The sequence below is a fragment of the Paenibacillus sp. A14 genome (assembly GCF_036864815.1).
Taxonomy (GTDB): Bacteria; Bacillota; Bacilli; order Paenibacillales; family Paenibacillaceae; genus Fontibacillus; species Fontibacillus sanfengchensis.
In genome coordinates, this window is record NZ_JBAGJD010000004.1 from 561,617 (window position 1) to 582,028 (window position 20,412).

At 52.6% G+C, this 20,412-nt stretch carries 14 protein-coding genes and 2 pseudogenes; 9 read left to right on the forward strand and 7 right to left on the reverse strand.

Annotated features, from left to right (window positions below; translation table 11 throughout):
* The first annotated feature begins 157 nt into the window (after positions 1-157).
* The 5 genes and pseudogenes from V4U88_RS14010 (at position 158) to V4U88_RS14030 (ending at position 4,311) form a co-directional block, all read left to right on the forward strand.
* Positions 158-681: pseudogene (locus V4U88_RS14010) on the forward strand (erythromycin esterase family protein).
* A gap of 362 nt (positions 682-1,043) precedes the next feature.
* Positions 1,044-1,619: a sensor domain-containing protein gene (locus V4U88_RS14015; RefSeq protein ID WP_334073980.1), complete on the forward strand. Its 576-nt coding sequence runs from the start codon at positions 1,044-1,046 to the stop codon at positions 1,617-1,619.
* Between the two features lie 45 nt (positions 1,620-1,664).
* On the forward strand, positions 1,665-3,449 hold the full coding sequence (locus tag V4U88_RS14020; RefSeq protein WP_334073865.1) for a hybrid sensor histidine kinase/response regulator transcription factor: 1,785 nt from the start codon (positions 1,665-1,667) through the stop codon (positions 3,447-3,449).
* Positions 3,450-3,755: 306 nt separating this feature from the next.
* Positions 3,756-3,965, forward strand: a pseudogene (locus V4U88_RS14025) (DapH/DapD/GlmU-related protein); the annotation flags it as partial.
* A 100-nt stretch (positions 3,966-4,065) separates the two neighbouring features.
* Positions 4,066-4,311, forward strand: coding sequence for an AbrB/MazE/SpoVT family DNA-binding domain-containing protein (locus V4U88_RS14030; protein WP_148450596.1), 246 nt, complete (start codon positions 4,066-4,068; stop codon positions 4,309-4,311).
* A 327-nt stretch (positions 4,312-4,638) separates the two neighbouring features.
* On the opposite strand, the gene V4U88_RS14035 is transcribed toward V4U88_RS14030, so the two are convergent.
* Positions 4,639-5,706 carry a phosphodiester glycosidase family protein gene (locus V4U88_RS14035; RefSeq protein ID WP_334073866.1) on the reverse strand — a complete coding sequence of 356 codons (1,068 nt, stop codon included), beginning with the start codon at positions 5,704-5,706 and terminating at the stop codon, positions 4,639-4,641.
* Complete coding sequence (locus V4U88_RS14040) at positions 5,703-6,107, reverse strand: hypothetical protein (protein WP_334073867.1); 405 nt, start codon at positions 6,105-6,107, stop codon at positions 5,703-5,705. The genes V4U88_RS14035 and V4U88_RS14040 overlap by 4 nt, the downstream gene beginning before the upstream one ends.
* Before the next feature lie 199 nt (positions 6,108-6,306).
* Between V4U88_RS14040 and V4U88_RS14045 the strand changes: the two genes are divergently transcribed.
* Positions 6,307-6,867 (forward strand): hypothetical protein, encoded by a 561-nt coding sequence (locus V4U88_RS14045; RefSeq protein ID WP_334073868.1) that lies wholly within the window; start codon positions 6,307-6,309, stop codon positions 6,865-6,867.
* On the opposite strand, the gene V4U88_RS14050 is transcribed toward V4U88_RS14045, so the two are convergent.
* Positions 6,864-7,643, reverse strand: a complete 780-nt coding sequence (locus V4U88_RS14050; RefSeq protein ID WP_334073869.1) for a DUF2161 family putative PD-(D/E)XK-type phosphodiesterase — start codon at positions 7,641-7,643, stop codon at positions 6,864-6,866. The two genes, V4U88_RS14045 and V4U88_RS14050, sit on opposite strands and share 4 nt — an antisense overlap.
* A 178-nt stretch (positions 7,644-7,821) precedes the next feature.
* On the opposite strand from V4U88_RS14050, the gene V4U88_RS14055 reads away from it, so the two are divergent.
* Positions 7,822-9,717: a PrkA family serine protein kinase gene (locus V4U88_RS14055; RefSeq protein ID WP_334073870.1), complete on the forward strand. Its 1,896-nt coding sequence runs from the start codon at positions 7,822-7,824 to the stop codon at positions 9,715-9,717.
* 99 nt (positions 9,718-9,816) lie between these two features.
* Here the strand turns inward: V4U88_RS14055 and V4U88_RS14060 are convergent, their stop codons facing one another.
* The 4 genes from V4U88_RS14060 to yhbH form a co-directional block, all read right to left on the reverse strand.
* Positions 9,817-10,791 carry an aldo/keto reductase gene (locus tag V4U88_RS14060; protein ID WP_334073981.1) on the reverse strand — a complete coding sequence of 325 codons (975 nt, stop codon included), beginning with the start codon at positions 10,789-10,791 and terminating at the stop codon, positions 9,817-9,819.
* A gap of 114 nt (positions 10,792-10,905) precedes the next feature.
* Positions 10,906-13,053 carry an alpha-amylase family glycosyl hydrolase gene (locus tag V4U88_RS14065; protein ID WP_334073871.1) on the reverse strand — a complete coding sequence of 716 codons (2,148 nt, stop codon included), beginning with the start codon at positions 13,051-13,053 and terminating at the stop codon, positions 10,906-10,908.
* A 338-nt stretch (positions 13,054-13,391) separates the two neighbouring features.
* Positions 13,392-14,852, reverse strand: a complete 1,461-nt coding sequence (locus tag V4U88_RS14070; protein WP_334073872.1) for a SpoVR family protein — start codon at positions 14,850-14,852, stop codon at positions 13,392-13,394.
* Positions 14,849-16,015: a sporulation protein YhbH gene (gene yhbH / locus V4U88_RS14075; protein WP_334073873.1), complete on the reverse strand. Its 1,167-nt coding sequence runs from the start codon at positions 16,013-16,015 to the stop codon at positions 14,849-14,851. Before yhbH ends, V4U88_RS14070 begins: the two co-directional genes overlap by 4 nt.
* A 247-nt stretch (positions 16,016-16,262) precedes the next feature.
* Between yhbH and V4U88_RS14080 the strand changes: the two genes are divergently transcribed.
* Both V4U88_RS14080 and V4U88_RS14085 read left to right on the forward strand, forming a co-directional pair.
* Positions 16,263-16,973 carry a respiratory nitrate reductase subunit gamma gene (locus tag V4U88_RS14080; protein WP_334073874.1) on the forward strand — a complete coding sequence of 237 codons (711 nt, stop codon included), beginning with the start codon at positions 16,263-16,265 and terminating at the stop codon, positions 16,971-16,973.
* A 516-nt stretch (positions 16,974-17,489) separates the two neighbouring features.
* On the forward strand, positions 17,490-20,357 hold the full coding sequence (locus V4U88_RS14085) for a PAS domain S-box protein (protein WP_334073875.1): 2,868 nt from the start codon (positions 17,490-17,492) through the stop codon (positions 20,355-20,357).
* Positions 20,358-20,412: the final 55 nt, after the last annotated feature.

A 20,412-nucleotide genomic window follows, 5' to 3' on the forward strand; every position in this document is an offset into this window, starting at 1 on the left:
AATGACCGATCTGATTGAATGGATTCGGGTCTATAATAACAATCCAGACAATGATCAAAAAGTGCGTATCATAGGCATGTGAAAACGATTAGCGAAAATGTCTATGAACGATCATAGAGTATAACATGCTGCCGTCATCGAACAGTTTACCAAAATGATGGGATACTTACCGGAGAAACCTAAAGACTTTTACAATCAGTATGATATTGCGATGTACGAAAATGCCAGATGGACGGAGGAGAAATTTGGGAAGTCGATCGTCTGGGCGCACAACGGCCACACCGCGAAAACAAATCTGCTCCCGCAAGTATATGACGAGATCGCCGGACAACATCTGGCAAAGCATTACGGCCCTAAATACGTATCGATCGGAACTTCAGTCACTACAGGCCAATATCAAGCGGAAGACGAAATGACAAAACCATCGTTCCGTTTCCAGTTAATGCGAACCACCCGGAAAGCTTTAACTACGCATTCGGCCAAGTCGAGTTCCCGCAATATGCCATCGATCTTCACAAATCAAGCAGAGCGGCTAAATCTTGGCTAAACGAGCAGCGTCGTTTCGTCTTTGGTTTCGCCGGCGAAAATCCGGATAAGCCGGATTACGTCAACATAGCCTTGGAACAAGTGTTCGATATTGTCGTCCATATTCAGAATGTGACGGCATCGCAGATGAACTAATGAGGATCAACCTGTCATGAGAACGCCTATCAGCTAATCGGACCATTCGTGCTTCGTATTCTCAAGTTGGGCTTGAATCCATTTCGTTGACTGAATCCAAATAACTTATCATTTGACAATCCAGGACTACGTTTGTAATATGTTATTTTGGATTACGCAAGTAGTCAATTTATCCAGAGAGGAGTCAACGATCCATTGAAGCACATACCTCAAATTACCGAAGCGGAGTGGGCCGTTTTTTGTTTTCGGGATAATCCTCTCTTTGGAAAATATCACATGACATTTTTACACTGGCGCAAATGACACAGGAAGCTGTATGATGCGGGTATTACCTGGAGAGGAGCGATGAACCTATGAAGAACATTGTGACAGGTTTCATCCAAAATGGTTATTTTTTATTATTGACTTTTGCTACAGGTCTGTTTTACTTTTGCTTCTATCTGGTTGCTCTATCTTTTAGTTTAAGCCTTTCTTTTACAGTCATTGGCATTCCTTTAGTCACTCATGTTTTACGAACAACTGCAACGTTTATTCAATTTGAGCGAACGCAAACAAAAATTTATACCGATGTTACGATTGCCCCATACGACAAGAAAGCGACAACGGAAGGATCGGTGTGGACTCAAGCCAAATCCGAGCTGACGGATCGTCGCAATTGGGTCGCCGTCTATTGGTTGATGCAGAAATTAGTAATTGGGCTTATCAGCCTCGTCAGTGCCGCAGCGCTCTATGTAACTCCTTTTATGTTACTCCTGACTCCACTGCTGTATCGTTACATTAATATGAATGTTATTTTCATGCGTGTAGATACTTTGGCAAAATCGCTCATTGTGATGGCGGTCGGAGCCGCATTTGCTTTGATCAGCTTCAAGCTAGCCGATCGCTTGGTGAAATCGATCGGAGGTTATACTCGCATCATGATTCGACAGTTAAAATGATAGCTATGAAAAATATCAGACGTTGGATACAGGGGGTGGAACGAATTGTTGGACATCGTTAAACAGTGGATATGGTATGACTGGATTATGTTGGCGACCCGCTTTATAAACAGCACTACGCTCATCATCACGATGATCAGTGTTCAGGAAGGTTTGACACTACCGCTTTGGATCGTTGTTTTCTGGGGAATCGCTGCCTTCTCCATTCCGTGGCTTTGCTTGCAGCTCAGTTATAAATACTACCTGTTCACGGAAATGCTGATCTATGGCGGACTGTGCATCTATTTAACTTCATTGTTCCCTGTTGCATTCGTCTCATTTCTTGTCTCTGCGTTTCTCATCGCGGCGAATAGCGCCCACCGATCTTATCGTTGGACGGCTCCGGCCACGATCCTTATTTTCCCCGCCTTGTTCTATACGGTAGCGCAAAGCAACAATTACTGGATTACGATCAGTTATTATGGGTTTGCTTATATGATGGGCTTCGCCTTTCATTTATTGATCGTCAATCATCGGCAAAATGAAACGATTCGTAAGCAAAACGCGGTGCTCGAGCAATATATGTCTCAGATCGAGCGCATTACGCTGACGGAAGAACGAAATAGGCTGTCGCGGGAGCTCCACGATACGGTTGGGCATGCGTATACTTCCATCATCATGGGAATGGAGACATTGCGTGCCGAGCTTGTTACCGAAACAGGCATACAAAGACTAGATTCCTTGCTTGAACTGGGCCGCAAAAGCATCGAGGAAGTGAGGGGCTATTTGCATCAAATGGGATCAGCAGAGGATTCGCTGATTCAGTCTCTGCAACTGCTTGGAGATGAATTTCAGGAGCATGCCCAGGTCAATGTCATTTTCCGAGTGTTGGGAGAGGAGTATATGTTGTCACGTCAAGCGAAAATGGCCTTGACTCGCTGTATGCAAGAGTCGCTTACAAATGCCGTTCGTCACGGCGAGGCGACGGAAATGACCGTTTCACTACAATTCGAACAGCAATTTACGAGGCTCGAGGTGCAGGACAACGGGCGAGGGATGGAAGAGTGGCGGGAGGGGTTTGGCATTAACGCGATGAAGGAACGAGCGATGAATTTGCAGGGCCAAGTATCCGTTTTTACGAAACCGGGGGACGGGACACGGGTCGCTTGTACTTTGCCCCGACAAGCGGAGACGTTGGAAGAGGAGATACGCTTGCTGATTGTCGATGACCAACCGTTTATTCGAGAAAGTTTGCGGATGCTGCTGGACAAATTCCCGGATTTGGTCATAGTCGGCTTGGCTGAGGACGGCGAGCAAGCTGTCGACTTGTGCGGACGTCTTCAGCCTCACGTGGTGCTTATGGATTTGGACATGCCGCGCAAGGGTGGAGCGGAAGCGACCACGATCATCAAGGAGCAGTGGCCTCATATCCGGGTATTGATTTTCACCACGTTTCAGGATAGCGAGCAAGCGCGGGATTTACTGCGCAACGGCGCGGACGGTTTCCTGCTGAAAACGACGGAGCCGCTTGAGTTAGCCAATAAGATACGGATTATTCACCGTGGAGACACGTTAATCGAACAGGGAATTTCCCGCAAAATATTTGAAAAGCCCGATGAGAGCAGCGCATTACCGCAATCGAATACGGCCGATACCTATCATTTGACACCCAGAGAAATCGAAATATTGCAGCTTGTCGCCAAAGGTCACCGGTACAAGACGATAGCGTCCAAATTGTATTTGTCGGTCGGCACGGTCAGAAACTACGCCTGCTCAGTAAATACTAAGCTTGGCGTCAGCAACAAGGAAGAAGCTGTTATGAAAGCTTTGGAACTTGGAATCATCGCATAAACCCGGATGATAGCTGCCACTGCCGAACCTGATTCCTATGTCGGGAAGCAAGCATCAAGATGACTAAGAAAATGATGTTTGTCTAAGGGTATCTTATAAAAATATAAGGTTTGTCCAATCGGATATTATAAACAGTCTATACATTGATGTTAAAAAAAACAGCCTAAAATGGGCTGTTTATGTCTCAAATGATCTTATAACTCACAACGGCGGACAGACAGAGAGCCCGTCAACTGACGCGCCTGTATAACCAGACGACGGAGGAGCGGGAGAAACGGAACGCCATCCTCAAGGAACTGTTCGGTTCCGGCGGAGCGCAATTCGGGAGCGGAGTTCGGCAAACCCGTGACGATCGGCGACAACGTATGGATCGGCGGCCGGGCGGTGATCGTTCCGGGTGTAACCATCGGGAATAATGTCGTTATCGCCGCCGGTGCGGTCGTAACGAAGGATGTTCCCTACGGAGCGGTGGTCTGCGAAAATCCGGCGAAAATAATAAAATACGTCGAGATGTAGGAGAACAGCAGGAATCCTGAAAAAAATAGCGAAATAAATAGGCATAGGTATTTGGTTCTATTTTTTTGCATATTATTTTTTCAGGAGAGGTGTAAGTTTTATGAAACCTGCTGGTGTAGTCCGAAAAGTGGATCAGCTGGGAAGAATCGTTCTGCCCAAATCGCTGCGAAAGAGATATCAAATGAATGAAGGGGACCCTGTTGAAATTTTGGTACAGGGCGATCATATTATCCTCGAAAGATATCGTCCCAAATGTGTGTTCTGCGGTTCTATGGAACAAGTGAGCGATTTCAGAGAGCGTTGCATTTGCAACCAATGTCTGATTGAAATGAACCGATTGACCTAGCCGATCACTAATTCCGGCGTGAACACCAAGAAACTCTGTGGCGTTAAACGCCGGTTGTCATTAGGCCTGCAAATAAATAAGCCTCCCGGTCGGGAAGCTCATTTATTTACAGGCCTTTTGTTTTGTCATCGTTGTAGGCTGAGGTCAGAATGCCGCACAGGAACAGGGCAAACACGAGCGTGATAATCCAGAAAGTCAGCGAGAAACTCAAGGCGAACACCTCCATGTTACGGATAATTCCTGCTTACATTATACCCGTACCTTGCGCAAAAATAAATCTCAATGTGATTTATTTCATTGCAAGAGAGGCTCTTTGGTTTGGACGGTTTACTTAAAAAATAAAAAGTGCGTGGGCACGGGCCGCAGCTGCCCGTCCGACGGATGGTTGACGACCTTCCCGTTGACGACAAGGGAGGAGGAGCCGCCTCCGTCCAGGTTATAGGCATCCTGGACGCCCATGATCTGCAGTTTATTTTGCAGCTCGGTCAGCGTTGCGCCGGAGCTTCCGTTCTCGTCGCGCCCGTCAATCACGAGGATGATCAACTGATCATCCTTATAATTCCCGATGACGGTCCGGGGAGCGCGCAGCGGAGAGGTCAGCCATTTTGACGGGATAGTTGTCTTTTGACCGTTCTGTAGCAGCACCGGCACAAAGGATGCGCCAAAGGAGGGCTGCAGCCGGTCCAGGTCCGCCTTGTTCCGGAACTCCCCGCCGATCAGCTTCCCAGACCGGTTCAAACCGACAAAGAACAAGTCTTTGTAGGAAGGCTCAAAGCCGGTTACATACTTTCCTTCCAACACGGTTGTGCTGAGCGGATAGCGTTTCCCTTGGGAATCGGCGAAGCCTCCGGCGTTGATTCCGGCGACCGCTCCATGGCGCTCGGCGGCCCGCAGCGTCGTTTCCGCGCCGCCGAGCATGTCCTTGCCCAGCGTCATCTTCATCGCGTCCGGCGATTTCAGCTTGACCTTCATGGCGTAGCCTTTATAAGTCCCCGGGTTGACCTTGTACAGCTCGATCCGGATTTTATCGCTCTGAATCGTTTGGTAAGGTGTCCCCAGCTTCAGCGTAATTCTCCGGTTGTAGATCTGTTCCGGCCGTTTTGCCGAATTTTGGGCCGTATTGACGATGGAAGACATCGTGGACGTCGTTTTCCGGTAAAGCTCGGCGGTCTTCTTGAGCGATGAGGAGGTGAGTCTCGCCGCGCCTTCGGCCTCGTCCAGCTTCTTGCCGATTGCTCCGGTGACCGCGGGCAGGTCTGAAGCCGGAGCGAACGGCACCTTCTCCTCTTGCCAACTCAGGGCGGAGCCGCTGACGAGCATGGCGATCAGCAGACCGAGCAACGGCCCTGTCGCAAGCAGAAAAAAACGGTTGATTCGCTTCATCGGTGTAATCATTTCAGTAAATCCATCTTCTTTTGCAGGACGGAGAGCTGTTTTTTCACTTCGTTTAATTGCGTGTAAAGCTTGTTGCTGTTGTCCGTCTTGTTCGTCGTATTGTCCTTCGTAAATTCCAGCAGTTCGTTAAAGGTTTGCACTTTGCTCTGCAGCGTGGCGATTTCGGTATTCAGGGCAGACAGTTGGGCGGTATAATCGGCCTTGAGCTCCGCCGTTTTCTCTTGGACGCGGGCATCCATCTGCCGGATCATGGCATCCTTTAAATGATTGCTGTATAAATAAGCGGAGGTCCCTCCCGCTCCAATGAGCAGAAACCAGATCAGGATAATCCCTTTTGCGGATGGCTTGCGGGTTTTCCTGCTGCGGGTTGGTCCGGTCGCGAGCTCCGTGTTGTAAGACATTTGATCACCTCGGTGTTCTTATTTCCAGACTACATTCTATCACGGGGCTTCTATTATCGCAAAAATTGCTAGATTCGGACAAATCCGGATTTCGGGCGGAAACTCGCGGTTTTTCAGAAGCATGGCAGGGCATTGCCGGAAAAAGTTGTCCTCCTGTAAAATCGCTTCAAGAGACGCATTCGGAAGGAGCGGAACAGGCATGAAGGAAGCAAAAACAGAGCTGGACCGGCTGGTCAGCGGGCTGCCGCCGCTATTGAGGGAAGAGGCACTAAGAATGATCGGAGAGGGGGACTTCATTTCGTTTCTCGGTGTGGCGGATTCAGAGGAGGATTGGGTCAACAACGAACTTACCGAAGAAGGTGCGAAAGGGCCGATCACGGAAGGGAAGGTACGGGAGGTTTTCGACATACTTCGTGCGTCGGAGGTTTGGGGACCGGATCGAGAGGGGAAGATTTCCGATCCCCCGCCATCCCCCTTCGGCGAACGGCTGGTCCTGTTCCTGCCGCCGGGGCTGCCGGCCGAAGCGCTGCTGAAAGCCTGCCTGCCAAAAGGGGTGGCCTTTCGGCAGGCAGGCGCTGCGGCGCGGGGTAAGGCCGCGGAGCCGGAGGCGGAGGAGGCGGCGGAGGAGGCGGCGATGGCCGCAGAGAGCCGCGAGGCCATCGCGCTCGACATGGCCGGGCTGCCGCCGGAGCGGATCCGCGAGGGCTTGGCCCGGATCGCGGCCGCCCTCGCGGAGTTTACCGCGCGCTCGGGCGATTAATGTGCGCCCGGGCGGTACGGCGGCTCCGCCGCAGGGGCCGCTTCCTCCGCCGCGCCGGCGACCCGCGCCCAGCCTTCGGTGACGCCGCTGTAGAGGGCCAGGCCCTCGTGCCCTTCCGGCGTCAAGGCGTAGCGGCCGCGCGCGATGCGGCGGAACCACCCGTAGTAGTTCCGCTGCAGGATGGCCGCGGCGCTGCCGATGCCGCTGCGGTCGCGGACCTCGCGCGGCGCCATCTCGCCGCCCTCCTGGAGGGCGAGGGCCACGCGCAGGGCTTTCTCGCGGTACGCGGTGACCAGCTTGGTTCCGTGGCTGCCGCCGACGTTGTAATCGCCGCTGCGCTCGTTGAATTCGGTGATGAGCCGGCTGGCCCGCGTCTTGATGACTTTGGCCGACGGCACGATCACCTTGTCGCCGGGCGAGCAGAGGATTTCCACGAACGGGGCCTTGGTCTTGTACTGCGTCACGGTGATCAGCCCGAGCCCGAGCCGCCGGCACAGCAGGGTGATTTCGCTCCAGCGCTGATTATGGGCCCCGCGCTTCGCCCGGTTGCGTTCGACGGCCAGGTAAACATCGGCGCTCAGCTTTTGGCGCTCCAGGCCCTGCAGCAGCAGGGGGAGGTTGAAGGTCTTTTTCATTTCCACAATGAGCGGCTGGTCGCTCCCCGGCCGAATCCCCACCAGATCGCAGTGCCTTACCTCGCTTTTGATGCTGTATCCCCGTTCCTCAAAAAACTTTTTCAAAGGCGGGTATAATTCCGTCTCATGCTGAACAGCCATCGGGATCTTCCTTTTCCACAATATTATGCCATGGGTCTTATCCGAAAATTATATCATATCCGCAGGTCAACTTATCCGCCCTTTTTGCATAGGTATGTAATACACTTTTTCCAAAAATCGCGGTGATGGACTGCCGCGCCGGCAACGGTGTAGAGCTAGGGGACAGGAGGTACCGAACATGGATATTTTTGAACGTATAGCGGCATACCGGGCGGAAAGCGATTCGCTGGCTTGGAACGGCACATTCAAACAGTATATCGAGCTGCTCGCCAAAGATCCTGCGCCTGCCATGACGGCCCATGCCCGGGTATATGAAATGATCGAGTCTTACGGCGTAGAGGAAGTGAACGGCCGGAAGCGGTATAAATTTTTTGAGCAGGAAATATTCGGCCTGGACCGTGCCATTGAGAAGCTGGTGGAGGAGTACTTTCACTCCGCCGCAAGACGGCTGGATGTCCGCAAGCGGATTTTGCTGCTGATGGGACCGGTCAGCGGCGGCAAATCCACGTTGGTCACGCTGCTGAAACGGGGACTCGAAAAATTTTCGCGTACGGACAAAGGGGCGGTATACGCCATATCCGGCTGCCCGATGCACGAGGATCCGCTTCACTTGGTCCCGCACGAACTGCGGCCCGAGGTGGAGAAGGAGCTTGGCGTACGCATTGAAGGCAATCTTTGTCCCGTATGCCAAATGAGGCTAAAAACGGAATTTGACGGAGATATCGAACAGGTGGCCGTGGAACGGGTGGTTCTGTCCGAAGACGGCCGGATCGGCATCGGCACTTTCAGTCCGTCCGATCCGAAGTCCCAGGACATTGCCGATTTGACGGGAAGCATCGATTTTTCCACAATCACGGAATACGGCTCGGAGTCGGACCCCCGCGCGTACCGGTTTGACGGTGAGCTCAACAAAGCCAACCGCGGGCTCATGGAATTTCAGGAGATGCTGAAATGCGACGAGAAATTTCTGTGGAACCTGCTGTCGTTGACGCAGGAGGGGAATTTTAAAGCGGGCCGGTTTGCGCTTATCAGCGCGGATGAAATGATCATTGCCCATACGAACGAATCGGAGTACAAAGCCTTTATCGCCAATAAAAAGAATGAAGCGCTCCAATCCCGGATGATCGTCATGCCGATCCCCTATAATCTCAAAGTGTCCCAGGAAGAAAAAATCTACGCCAAGCTGATCGGCCAGAGCGACATGAACCATGTCCACATCGCTCCGCACGCCCTGCGTTCCGCGGCTATTTTTTCTATTCTGACCCGGCTGAAAGAGACGAAGAAACAAGGCGTCGATCTGGTGAAAAAGATGCGGCTCTACGACGGCGAGGAGGTGGAGGGGTACAAGGACGCCGACTTAAAGGAACTCCAGAACGAGTATCTGGAGGAAGGGATGTCCGGGGTCGATCCGCGGTATGTCATCAACCGGATCTCCAGCGCGCTGATCAAACAGGATTTGCACTGCATGGGCGCGCTCGATATTTTGCGGGCGATCAAGGACGGCCTGGACCAACACGCTTCCATCACGAAAGAAGAGCGGGAGCGGTATCTCAATTTTATCGGGATCGCCCGCAAGGAGTATGATGAACTGGCCAAGAAGGAAGTCCAGAAGGCGTTTGTGTATTCTTTTGAAGAATCGGCCAAAACGCTGTTCGAGAACTACTTGGATAATATCGAGGCTTTCTGCAATTGGACGAAAATCCGCGACCCTCTGACGGACGAGGAGATGGACCCCGACGAGCGGCTGATGCGGTCGATCGAAGAGCAGATCGGGATTTCCGAAAATGCCAAAAAAGCGTTCCGCGAGGAGATTTTGATCCGGATTTCGGCCTATTCCCGCAAGGGAAGGAAGTTTGAATATATTCATCACGACCGTTTGCGTGAGGCGATCGAGAAGAAGCTGTTCGCCGATCTGAAAGATATCGTAAAAATAACGACCTCCACGAAAACGCCGGATGAAAATCAGCTGAAACGCATCAATGAAGTCAGCAAGCGGCTGATCGACGAGCACGGGTACTGCCCGGTTTGCGCGAATGAGCTGCTCCGGTATGTGGGAAGTTTGCTGAACCGGTAAGACAAAGCCATCTGTATCGGGTCGTGGAAGTGAAGTCCAATAACAGAGAAAAGCAGCCGATCCGTTGATGGAATCGGCTGCTCTTTCTTTGGAGCGGGGTTACGGTAAATTTCTGCCGCGCGTGCTGATATAAAGGGAATACCATTCCTCCCGGCTGAGACGAAGCTCCGTCGCGTCGCGGCAGGCGCGGATCCGCTCGGGATTGATCGTTCCGATGACCGGTTGAATGCCGGCCGGGTGGGTCATCAGCCAGGCCAGCACGATGGCTTCCGCGGTCGTGCCCTTCTCGTCGGCGAGCCTGCGGACAAGCTCCGCCGTCTTGACGACGCTCTCGCTCTGTCCCTCTAGCGGCCGTCCCGAGTATAATCCCTGGGCCAGCGGCCCCCAGGATTGCAACTGAATATCCTCCAGGCGGCAGAACTCCAATGTGCCCTCGGGGAACACATTGTTTTTGGCCTCCTCCTGATTGACATGCGTGCCGACCTCCAGGAAGCCGTACTTATGCAGGCTCATTTCGAGCTGGTTGACGATGAAAGGTTCCTCGCAGTAGGCCTGCAGCAGTTTGATTTGCCCCTGGCTCATGTTCGATACGCCGAAATGCCGGACTTTTCCCGAGGCCTTTAACTGATGGATAGCGCTGGCCACTTCTTCCGGCTCCATCAGAGCGTCGGGCCGATGCAGCAGCAGAATATCGAGATATTCCGTGCCGAGCCGCTCCAAAATGCCGTCCACACTGTTCAAAATATGCCGCTCGGAAAAATCGAACCGATGCGGGCTCGTCCCTTCCGCAAAGCGGATGCCGCATTTGGATTGAATCGTTATTTTCTCGCGAAGCCCCGGATTGGTTTTCAAAAGACGGCCGAATACCTTCTCGGCTTTCCCCGCCGTGTAAATATCGGCATGGTCAAACATGTTAATGCCGATTTCCAGGGCGGCTTCGAGCGCCTCCTGTCCCTCGCGGTAATGCTGATCCGTGATCGGGCTGTTTTTGTCCCAGTCGCCGCCCATGCGCATGCATCCCAGCACTAATTGGCTGACCTCGAGACCGCGTTTTTGAATTGGTATCGCTTTCAGCTTCACAAATGTTCCTCCGTTCCCTGAGCAAGTTCATGCTGCACAAATTTATGAAGATACAAAGCCATTATACCAAGCTCGGCCGGGAGGCGCCAAATCCGTTGCGACAACGAGTTAATTCTGCCAGTTTACCGTCACGGTTCCAGTCCCGTTGGAAGGAGCGGTGTAAGTATGGTTGTTGCCGCCTTCCCAAGTAAGGGTTTTGCCGTTTGTTTTTACAAACTTAAATTCCAGCTTCGCTCCGGCCGGTACGCTGACATCGTAGTACCATGTCGGGTATTTGGCTATGACCTGGTTATACATCGGACCGATTACCTGTTTTTCGTCCCAGGCCCCAAGCTCGGCCACATTTCCAACGAGGTAGACGTTCTCTCCCAGGCTGGTTGTCGCATTGTTGACCAGGAAGCGTACCGTGACTTGCTCCGCCGTCAGTATATTGAAATTGTGAAACGGATCACTTGCCGCACCGGAAGCGGTGTTCACGATCACGTCGGTCTCGCCGGGGGTTGCGGTAGCGGGGATGATCGCTCGGATTTGGGTATCCTCCCAGCTCAAAATATCAGAGCCGGTGGCCGCCACGGTGCCAAAGTTAACCTCACCTTTGTCGTTCCCGAAACCCCGGCCGTCAATCGTTACCGTATTTCCCGCCTTGCCCATGGTCGGACCGACATTGCCGATGATCGGCGCGGTTTCCGCCGCGGTATGCTGCCAAACTGCGGTTCCGCCGGCCGCCAGCGTGAAGGGGGATACGGTACCGCTGCCGTCCACGGTGATCGAATTGCCGTCAAGCAGGCCGTTCAATTCATCCGAGTAAGTACCGGCAGGCAGCGAGGTCAGCAATTTCGAGATCGGATAGGATTTGGATTCGCTGCGATTGATGGCAACGACAGCGGTGTTGTTCCCGAACTTTCGCTCATAAATATAGACATCCTCATTCACCCAGCGTTCCTGAGTCATTCCGTAGGCGATGGCCGGGTTGGATTTGCGCAGCGGCGCCAATGTCTGAATGAGCTTGTAGGCCGTCGTGGAAGTGTCGAACGAAGGCATCATGCCCCGGTTATTCGGATCGCCATTTCCTGTCGCATACTGCTCCGTTCCGTAGTAGATGGCCGGAACGCCGCGGGAGGTCAGCGTCAGCGTCAATGCTTGTTCGGTAGGACGCTTGCTGGCGCCGGAAACCTGGAAACGGTCCATATCGTGGTTGTCGATAAAGGTGACGAGGTTATTGTCAAATTGATAAACCGCCGCTGTATCCTCGATGACCGCGTTGAGGTCCTTCATCGTTTCGGACTTATCCCGCAACACTTCACGCACTTGCTGCGAATAAGCGAAATCCAGCAGATGCATGCCGCTTTCATTGGCAAAGCGGATGTTGTCCGTGTTGGTCTCGTCGGCGCCCAGGAACCACTCGCCGAAGGTGAACACGGGGTGTTTGCTGCTGTAAATGGAGGAGACATAGCTTTTTTGCCAGCCAAACGGCATATGTTTCACGGCGTCGAAGCGGATGCCGTCAACCCCCATGTCCAGCCAGAGCTGGATCGCGTCTTTGAAATAGGTGTCGATCAGATTATTGTTGTGATTAATGTCCGCAAGGTCATAAAGGTTGCGATAAATGCCGTCTTCAATCGTGGAAAAATCCGTGCCGCCATTATGATGAAAAAGCTGGTTGGTATCCTTCATGTAGGTGCCAAGCAATTTTCCGTTATCATACAAGGCGCCGTTCTCGGCAAAGTTGGCGTCGGTCGAAGAGGCCGGGCTGGTGTGATTGGGGGCAAAGTCAATAATGACCTTGATGTTATTCTCGTGCGCCGTCCGAATCAGATTTTCAAAATCGGTAAAATTGCCGAAAGCCTCATTGGTGCGCTTGAAGTCGCGCGGCCAATAACCGTGGTAGGATGTATTTTTTGTGCCGGAGTAATCGATGACCGCGGTAATGTTCTCCACAGGCTGGGAAATCCATAGAGCGGTGATCCCCATTCCAGTCAAATAGCCGTCATTGATTTTGTCGATAATTCCCTGCCAGTCCCCTCCAAAATACAGTTTCAAATTGGATTTATCGCCGCTGTAGGCTCCTCCCGCCGGATTGTTGGTGGGATTGCCGTCCATAAACCGGTCGGTCACGATTTGGTAAACCACGTCGGTGCTGTAATTCAGCTTGTTCTCAACGCTTGTATCCGATGAAGCCCATGCAGGTAATGCGGTCCCCAGCGCCATGCTCAGGGATAGCGAGAGTGATGTCAATAGTTTGGATCGCTTGTTCATTTGTCCGACTTCTCCTTTCAGACATGCAAGATTGAGTTTCTTCGAATCTGGCCTGACTTGAATCGGATGCGCCATAACGTGGAGACTGGAAGGGAATAATATATGAAACGCTTCCAATTTTAATAAAATCACAATACAAATGAATTTCCGCGGATGGTAATCAAAAATGAAGAAACCGGTTTCCTCACCAAAAAAATAACATTTCCGCTTTATGTAAGTCAATACCTGAATTGGAATTATTTAAAATTCATACTGTAGCCGGAGTTCATTCGCATGGGTACGTCGAGCCGGATACTTCCTTTGCATCAGGAAAGGGGATAGGCTAAAGCCTATCCCCACTACATCATTTTCCGAAAATGCTTCTCCCCGTCATAACTGAACAAGGCCGGCTTCTCTTCCACCACGGTTTGCAGATGAACCGGTCTTCCCCAAAGCCGGTATACATAAGGGAGCGTGCGCTCCAGGTATTTCAGGTCGAGCTCGATTCCCTCGTATTGGTGCTTCAGCAACAGCTCCCCGCTGCGGAGGTAATCGCCGTCCTGGACGACGATATACGGGGCGCCGCCATTCACGCGGGAAGCGACCAACTGGTCGCGGATATGCTCCCAGGTTTTATCGGTGATCTTCCATTCCGGCCCCTGTTTCTCGAAGATATAGAGGTCCAGGTCGCGGACCAGATCTTTGGTCAAATAGCTGCGGATAAAAGAGAGATCCGAGTCCAGCTCGCGGACCTCGAACATTTTCTCCCGGCCTTTGCCCGGCTCCCGCCCAAAGCGGCGGACTTCCTCTTCCGTCGGATGGTCCCAGCGCCGCTCGATGTCCTCGAAGATTTTCAAGCCGAGATAGTAGGGATTCAGGCTCTGCCGGGAAGGCTGCACGACGGAGGCGTTCAGCTTCGCGAACTCGATCGTCTCCTCGCTGGTGAGATCCAGCTCGCGGAGGATCCGCTGATGCCAGTAGGAGGCCCAGCCTTCATTCATAATCTTGGTCTCCATTTGCGGCCAAAAATACAGCATTTCCTCCCGCAGCATGCTCATGATGTCGCGCTGCCAGTCATCCAGGGATTCGGAGTACTCCTGGATAAACCATACGACATCCTTCTCCGGCTCCGGCGGAAAGGGAAGGGGGGCTTCCGGCTTCGCGGCGGTTCCCGCCGCCGCCCCCGAAGCCCCGGCTGTCCCGGGACCGTCGAGCTCCCATAGATCGTCGTAGGCCCCGCTGCGCTGCGGCTTCGACTGCGCCTCCTTCACGCGGCGCAGCTTCTCCTCCGTCTGCCTGCGCTTGTCGTACCGCAGCGGCTTGATTAACTGCGGATCGACATGCTCCTGGATGCCCAGCACCGCGTCGATAAAGGACTCGACGGTTTCGGCCCCATAGAGCAGTTCGTACCTGCCGATCCGCTCCGCCGTCGCCGCCATGCTCTCCACCATATCGCGGTTGGTGTTGCTAAAGCGCAGGTTGTTCTTGAAGAAGTCACAGTGCGCCAGCACATGCGCGACGATGAGCTTGTTCTGAGTCAGCGAGTTGCCTTCAAGCAGAAAGGCGTAGCAGGGATTGGAATTGATGACGAGCTCATAGATTTTGCTGAGCCCGAAATCGTACTGCATCTTCATCTTGTTGAACGTTTTCCCGAAGCTCCAATGCGAGAAACGGGTGGGCATGCCATAGGCCCCGAACGTATAAATGATGTCGGCCGGACAGATCTCGTAACGCATCGGATAATAATCCAGCCCGAACCCGTCGGCGATTTCCATGATTTCCGCAATGGCGTACTCCAGCTGGGCGAGTTCGTTGGTCATGAACGTGCCTCCTTTTCCCGCTTATGAAAAAAGTGCTTCAAGGCGCGGTAGACTTCCCCTTTTTCCTTGATCACGTAGTACATAAACCGGTCCTGCTTCAAATTCCGGTAGGCGGACATCAATGTGCTTCCGCGGTTGTATTGGTTGACCTCTCCGTACCCGAACATATTGCTTCGTTCCAATAATTCGCCGATCAGCCGGATGCAGCGGTCGTTGTCGGACGTCAGGTTGTCGCCGTCGGAGAAGTGAAAAGGGTAAATATTGTAGCTGGAAGGAGGATAGCGCCCGTCGATGATGTCCAGCGCTTTTTGATAGACCGAGGAGCAGATCGTACCTCCGCTTTCTCCGCGGGTGAAAAAGTCCTGCTCGCTGACTTCCTTGGCCTCGGTATGATGAGCGAGAAAGACGATTTCCACTTTTTCGTACTGGCGGCGCAGAAAGCGGGTCATCCAGAAGAAAAAGCTGCGGGCGCAGTATTTTTCGAACGCCCCCATCGAGCCCGAGGTGTCCATCATCGCGATGATGACGGCGTTGGATTTCGGAAGACGCACATCCTCCCAGGTTTTGAACCGGAGATCGTCCGGGGAAATTCCGTGAATCCCCCGAACCCCCGATATCGCGTTGCGGCGGAGGTTCTCCAGTATGGTGCGCTTTTTGTCGATATTGGACATTAAGCCTTTTTTGCGGATATCGTTGAAGCGGAAGGAGACCGACTCCATCTCTTCTTTATTTTTATCCTCGATAAAAGGAAGCTCCAGTTCGTCGAAAATCAAGTCCTCCAAATCTTCCAGACTGATCTCGGCTTCCACAACATCGGTCCCGGGCTGGTCGCCGGCTTTTCCTCCCTTCCCGGCCTCCTTGGGAGAATCCTGGGCCAAAACGTCCCCCACTTCGCTGTCTCCGTCCCCTTGGCCGACATGCTTCTGTTTCTGAAAATTATGAATAAAGCGGTATTCCTCCAGATTGCGGAGGGGAACCTTGATAATTTGTTTTCCGTCCGACATGATAATGTTCTCTTCCGTAACCAGATCGGGCAGGTTCTGCTTGATGACCTCCCTGACCTTCTCCTGGTGGCGCTGCTGATCCTGGTAGCCTTTGCGGTGCAGCGACCAATCCTCTTTGGAAACGACAAAATTGGTTTTGTCCGGTTGAAACGATGACATGGTGCACACCTCCCCAAATCGCATGCTTGAACGGTGATCAGTTGTAAATAAAGTATATTCACGCGCAGCCGCGATATGTGAGCGGGCTTTTGTCCGAATGGCCGTACATCGGGAGTATATTCAATAGGAGATTGCCAAAAATGGGTACTGTAACCCATGTCTGTTTTCCTTTTTTTCGCGATTTCCGGTTTAAAAAAACGGGAGCGGGTATGGTAATGGAAAGAATATTCTCCCAATGGAGGTACGAATGGTCAAAAAAGTTCAGCTGCCATTGCAAACCTTAAGTCTGGTTGTTTCCTTTATGGCCTGGGTCCTGATCTCCTCCCTAATCTCCTACATAAGCCAGGATATTCCGCTGACGGCGGGGCAAAGAGCTTGGTCGACCGCGATTCCGGTCATTTTGGGTTCCCTGTTGCGTATTCCGGCTGGATTTCTGACCCAACGTTTCGGGGCAAGGTGGATGAATACGATCAGCTTCCTGATCCTGCTTGCCCCCGTCTACTTGCTTAAACAGGTTTACGGCAATGAAAAGCTGTGGTTTTTCAGTATTTTTTACTTCATTACCTTTGGCTCCTTTGTGGCTTTTACGATCTATCTCCCCGGGTTCCTCGCCAGTTATTTCGAGCTGAGCAAGGTCGATGCCGGACTCCGGACGGCGGGCTTTATCGCGCTGGCCACCTTTCTTCGTCCGGTCGGCGGTATCCTTTCGGTGGCGTACGAGTACCGGACCACGATCGGCCCGTGGTTTCGCAGTCTGTTCACGTTCCAGCCCCAATATTGGTTGATGGATACCGTTCCGTTCGTGTTCCAGCTCCATATCGTTCTGGCGTTTCTTCTGTTCGCCTCCATTCCGTTTACGCATTTGGTTCACATGTTTTCGCTGCCAGTGCGGTATCCGGCGAGAGCTCCGCAGCAATACCGATCAAGGAACGGTTATCGGCGTCGGGAGCGGACCTGAAATGACCAAGCTCGGCTGTCCATGTGAGGTGCAAGGGTGAAATCCCTTAGCGCCTCACATTTTTTGTTGGGGGATATTTAGGGGGAAACGGCGGTTTGATAGGTTCTCTTCATACTCTCGGCCTCCGGCTAATGGTTTGGCACAGATTAAAGGGAATTCTTCCCGTTGATTTGGTACCTGTGCGGCTGTGGAGGCGATTTAACTGGAAAACCTCCCGTTAATCCGCCTGAAATTAGCGGATATCGGCCATTGGGCCGCAAAATAGATGGAGCTTTTCCAGCTAAAACCGCTCCAAGGGCCAGAAGCGGCACATTAACGGGAGGTTTTCCCGTTAGTGTGTGGACTCGGAAGGTGGCGCTTTATATCTACAAATATGGATGCTGACAACGTACCTCGGGCTGAGGGCATTAGGCATATGGACCCTACCCATCTTTTTCGGGAATCGGGTAGAATGAAGGGTGATGTAAAACTAACTTGTTTAAATCTATTCTAGAAGAAAAGGAGCCGTAAACCACCGTGCCAAAGGATAAATGCGGACTTTTAAAGCAGCTCATTTCCGAGGATAGCACTTACAAGTTACTGTACGATAATCTCCCTGACGCGATTTGTATTATCGATGCTAACGGAAATTATGTGGAAGTGAACCCCGCGACCGAAAAGATGACCGGATATCCGGCCTCCCATTTTGTGAACTTGTCGCTGGACCAGCTGTTTTGTGAACTGGGGATAAAGAAAAAAGAAGAATATTTTATGAAAGCGTTAAACGGGGAAACCGTCACCTTCGAAATCTCTTTCAAACGCAAGGACGGAGAAATCCGGGACGGTTATACGACCTATATCCCGATCCTATATGAAGCTGAAGTCGTCGGCGTGTTCTCTATCACCCGGGACATTACGGCCGAGAAAATCAACCAGGCTAAAGGGATGACCGAGAGACACCGGATGGAGGAAGCGCTGCGCGAAAGCGAAGGGCAATACCGGTTGATTTCGGAATATTCGATGGATTTGATTTCCAGACATTCGGCGGATGAAAAGAACACTTACCTGTATGCTTCTCCTTCCTCATATGCGCTGCTCGGATACGAGCCCGAAGAGATTATCGGCACGAGCGCCTATGATTATCTGCATCCCGAGGATGTGAGGCCGGTCAGAGAGTATATGAGAACGAGCATGAATTCCCGGAGTGTTTATACGATCACCTATCGGGTCCGCCATAAAGACGGGCGCTATATCTGGTTTGAAAGCACGGGAAGGTACCGCTATCTGGATTCCGGCGAAATCGGGGAGATCATCGCCATCTCCCGGGATGTAACCGAGCGGAAGCAAAGCGAACGCCGTCTCCAGGAGAGTCAGCAGCGCTATCGCTCCCTGTTCGAGTACAGTCCTTCCAGTGTGTATTCCTTGGATCTGAACGGCAGATACACTTCGTTGAATTCCAATTTGGAGGCCTTGCTCGGGTATAACCGTGAAGAATTGTTGGGCATGAGCTTTCAGCAGATCATTGACCGCGAAGACCTGTCCCATACTTTGTTTCACTTCGAACAGGCCAAAAAGGGTAACCCGCAAAACTACGAGACGACCGTCATCCGAAAGGACGGAAGCCCGATGGAGATTGCGGTGACCAACGTGCCGATCGTCGTGGACGAGCGGGTGGTTGGCGTTTATGGCATTGCGACCGATATTACCGAAAGAACGCGGTATGTCGAGCAAATCGAAAAACTCAGCTATCTGCATTCCCTGATTCTGGGCTCGGTTTCCGAAGGCATCTACGGGTTGGACGAGAACGGAAAAACCGTATTCGTCAATGCGGCCGCCGCCGAAATGCTCGGGTATGAAGTTTCCGAATTTATCGGTCAATTGAACCATCAGTTCATTCACCACACGAGAATCGACGGGGCCTCTTATCCTTGGGAAGAATGCCCGATTATTTGGACTCTGAAGGATGGGAAGCCGCGGGTGATCAAGGAGGATGTGTTCTGGAGAAGGGACGGTTCCAGCTTTCTCGTGGAATATCGGGTGAATCCGATGATCGAACGGGGGCAACTGATCGGTGCCGTCGTCGTCTTCAACGATATTACCGGAGAGCGGGAGATTATGAGGGCCAAGGAATCGGCGGAGAAGGCCACCCAGGCGAAGTCGGAATTTCTGGCGATGATGAGCCATGAGATCAGAACGCCGATGAACGGGGTCATCAGCATGACGGACTTGCTGCTGGAGACCGAACTGGATGAGGATCAGCGTTACTATGCCGAGGTCATTTCCAGCAGCAGCCGGGCGCTATTGACCATCCTTAACGATGTGCTGGATTTCAGCAAGATCGAAGCCGGCAAAATGGCGCTGGAATACGAGACGTTCCATCTTGAAAGCTGTGTGACCGGTGCGGTGGAATTGTTCTTGCCGGAAGCGGCCAAAAAGGAAATCGAGCTGAGTTATACTATCGGGCCCGATGTCCCTTCGCTAATATACAGCGATCCTTCCCGTCTTCGCCAGGTTTTGGTCAATCTGATCGGAAATGCCGTGAAATTTACGGAGCGGGGTGAGATTCGCGTGGAAGTGAAACGGTCTTCCGGGCATGAAGCGGCCGATCTGCTGGAATTCCGTATTTCCGATACGGGCATCGGCATTCCGGCGGGCAAGCTGCACCGTTTGTTCCAATCCTTCTCTCAGCTCCATCCGCTCATGAACCGGAAATATGGCGGAACCGGACTGGGGCTGGCCATCTGTAAAAAAATCGTGGAGATGCTGGGCGGCACGATTACCGTGGAAAGCATCGACGGGGCCGGATCCACTTTTACCTTTACCCTGTTTGCCGACCGTATGCAGCGGGAGGTGCCGGAAGAAAGGCCGTTTGGCGGCGGCGAAGAAGTCGCTGCGGGAGTCCTGAGCGGTGCGGCTGAGCGGGGGGAAGACGGTCTTTCCGCAGCGGAGGAAGCGGACGGAAAGGAAGGCCTCTTGATCCTGGTGGCGGAGGACCACCCGGTTACTTGCCAGGCCTTTGCCCAGCTGTTCGATCGTTTGGGCTATGAGCCGGATATCGTGCATAATGGCATGGAAGTCATTCAGGCGGTCACGGAGAAGCCTTACGATCTGATCTTTCTGAACATCGAAATGCCTGTCATGGACGGCATCAAGACGGCCCGGCTTGTTCGTCGGCTGCTGCCGGTAGACAAGCTCCCCCTGATGATCGGACTGAGCTCCTGCGGTGGTACGGAGAAGCGGGAGCGCTGCCTGGCCAGCGGGATGTCCGCCATCTTGAGCAAACCCGTCAACGAGGAGGAAATTCGCAAGCTGCTCGCGACGTGGAGCGGGGAACTGGGCCAAAAGGGGAGAAGCCCCATGAACAATGAATCCCTCTCCGAAAATCCCTCCGGCAACCAATCATAACCACCCGTCAGGGAAATTAACATGTCAACAGGCTGCCCAAGAAGCAGCCTGTTAG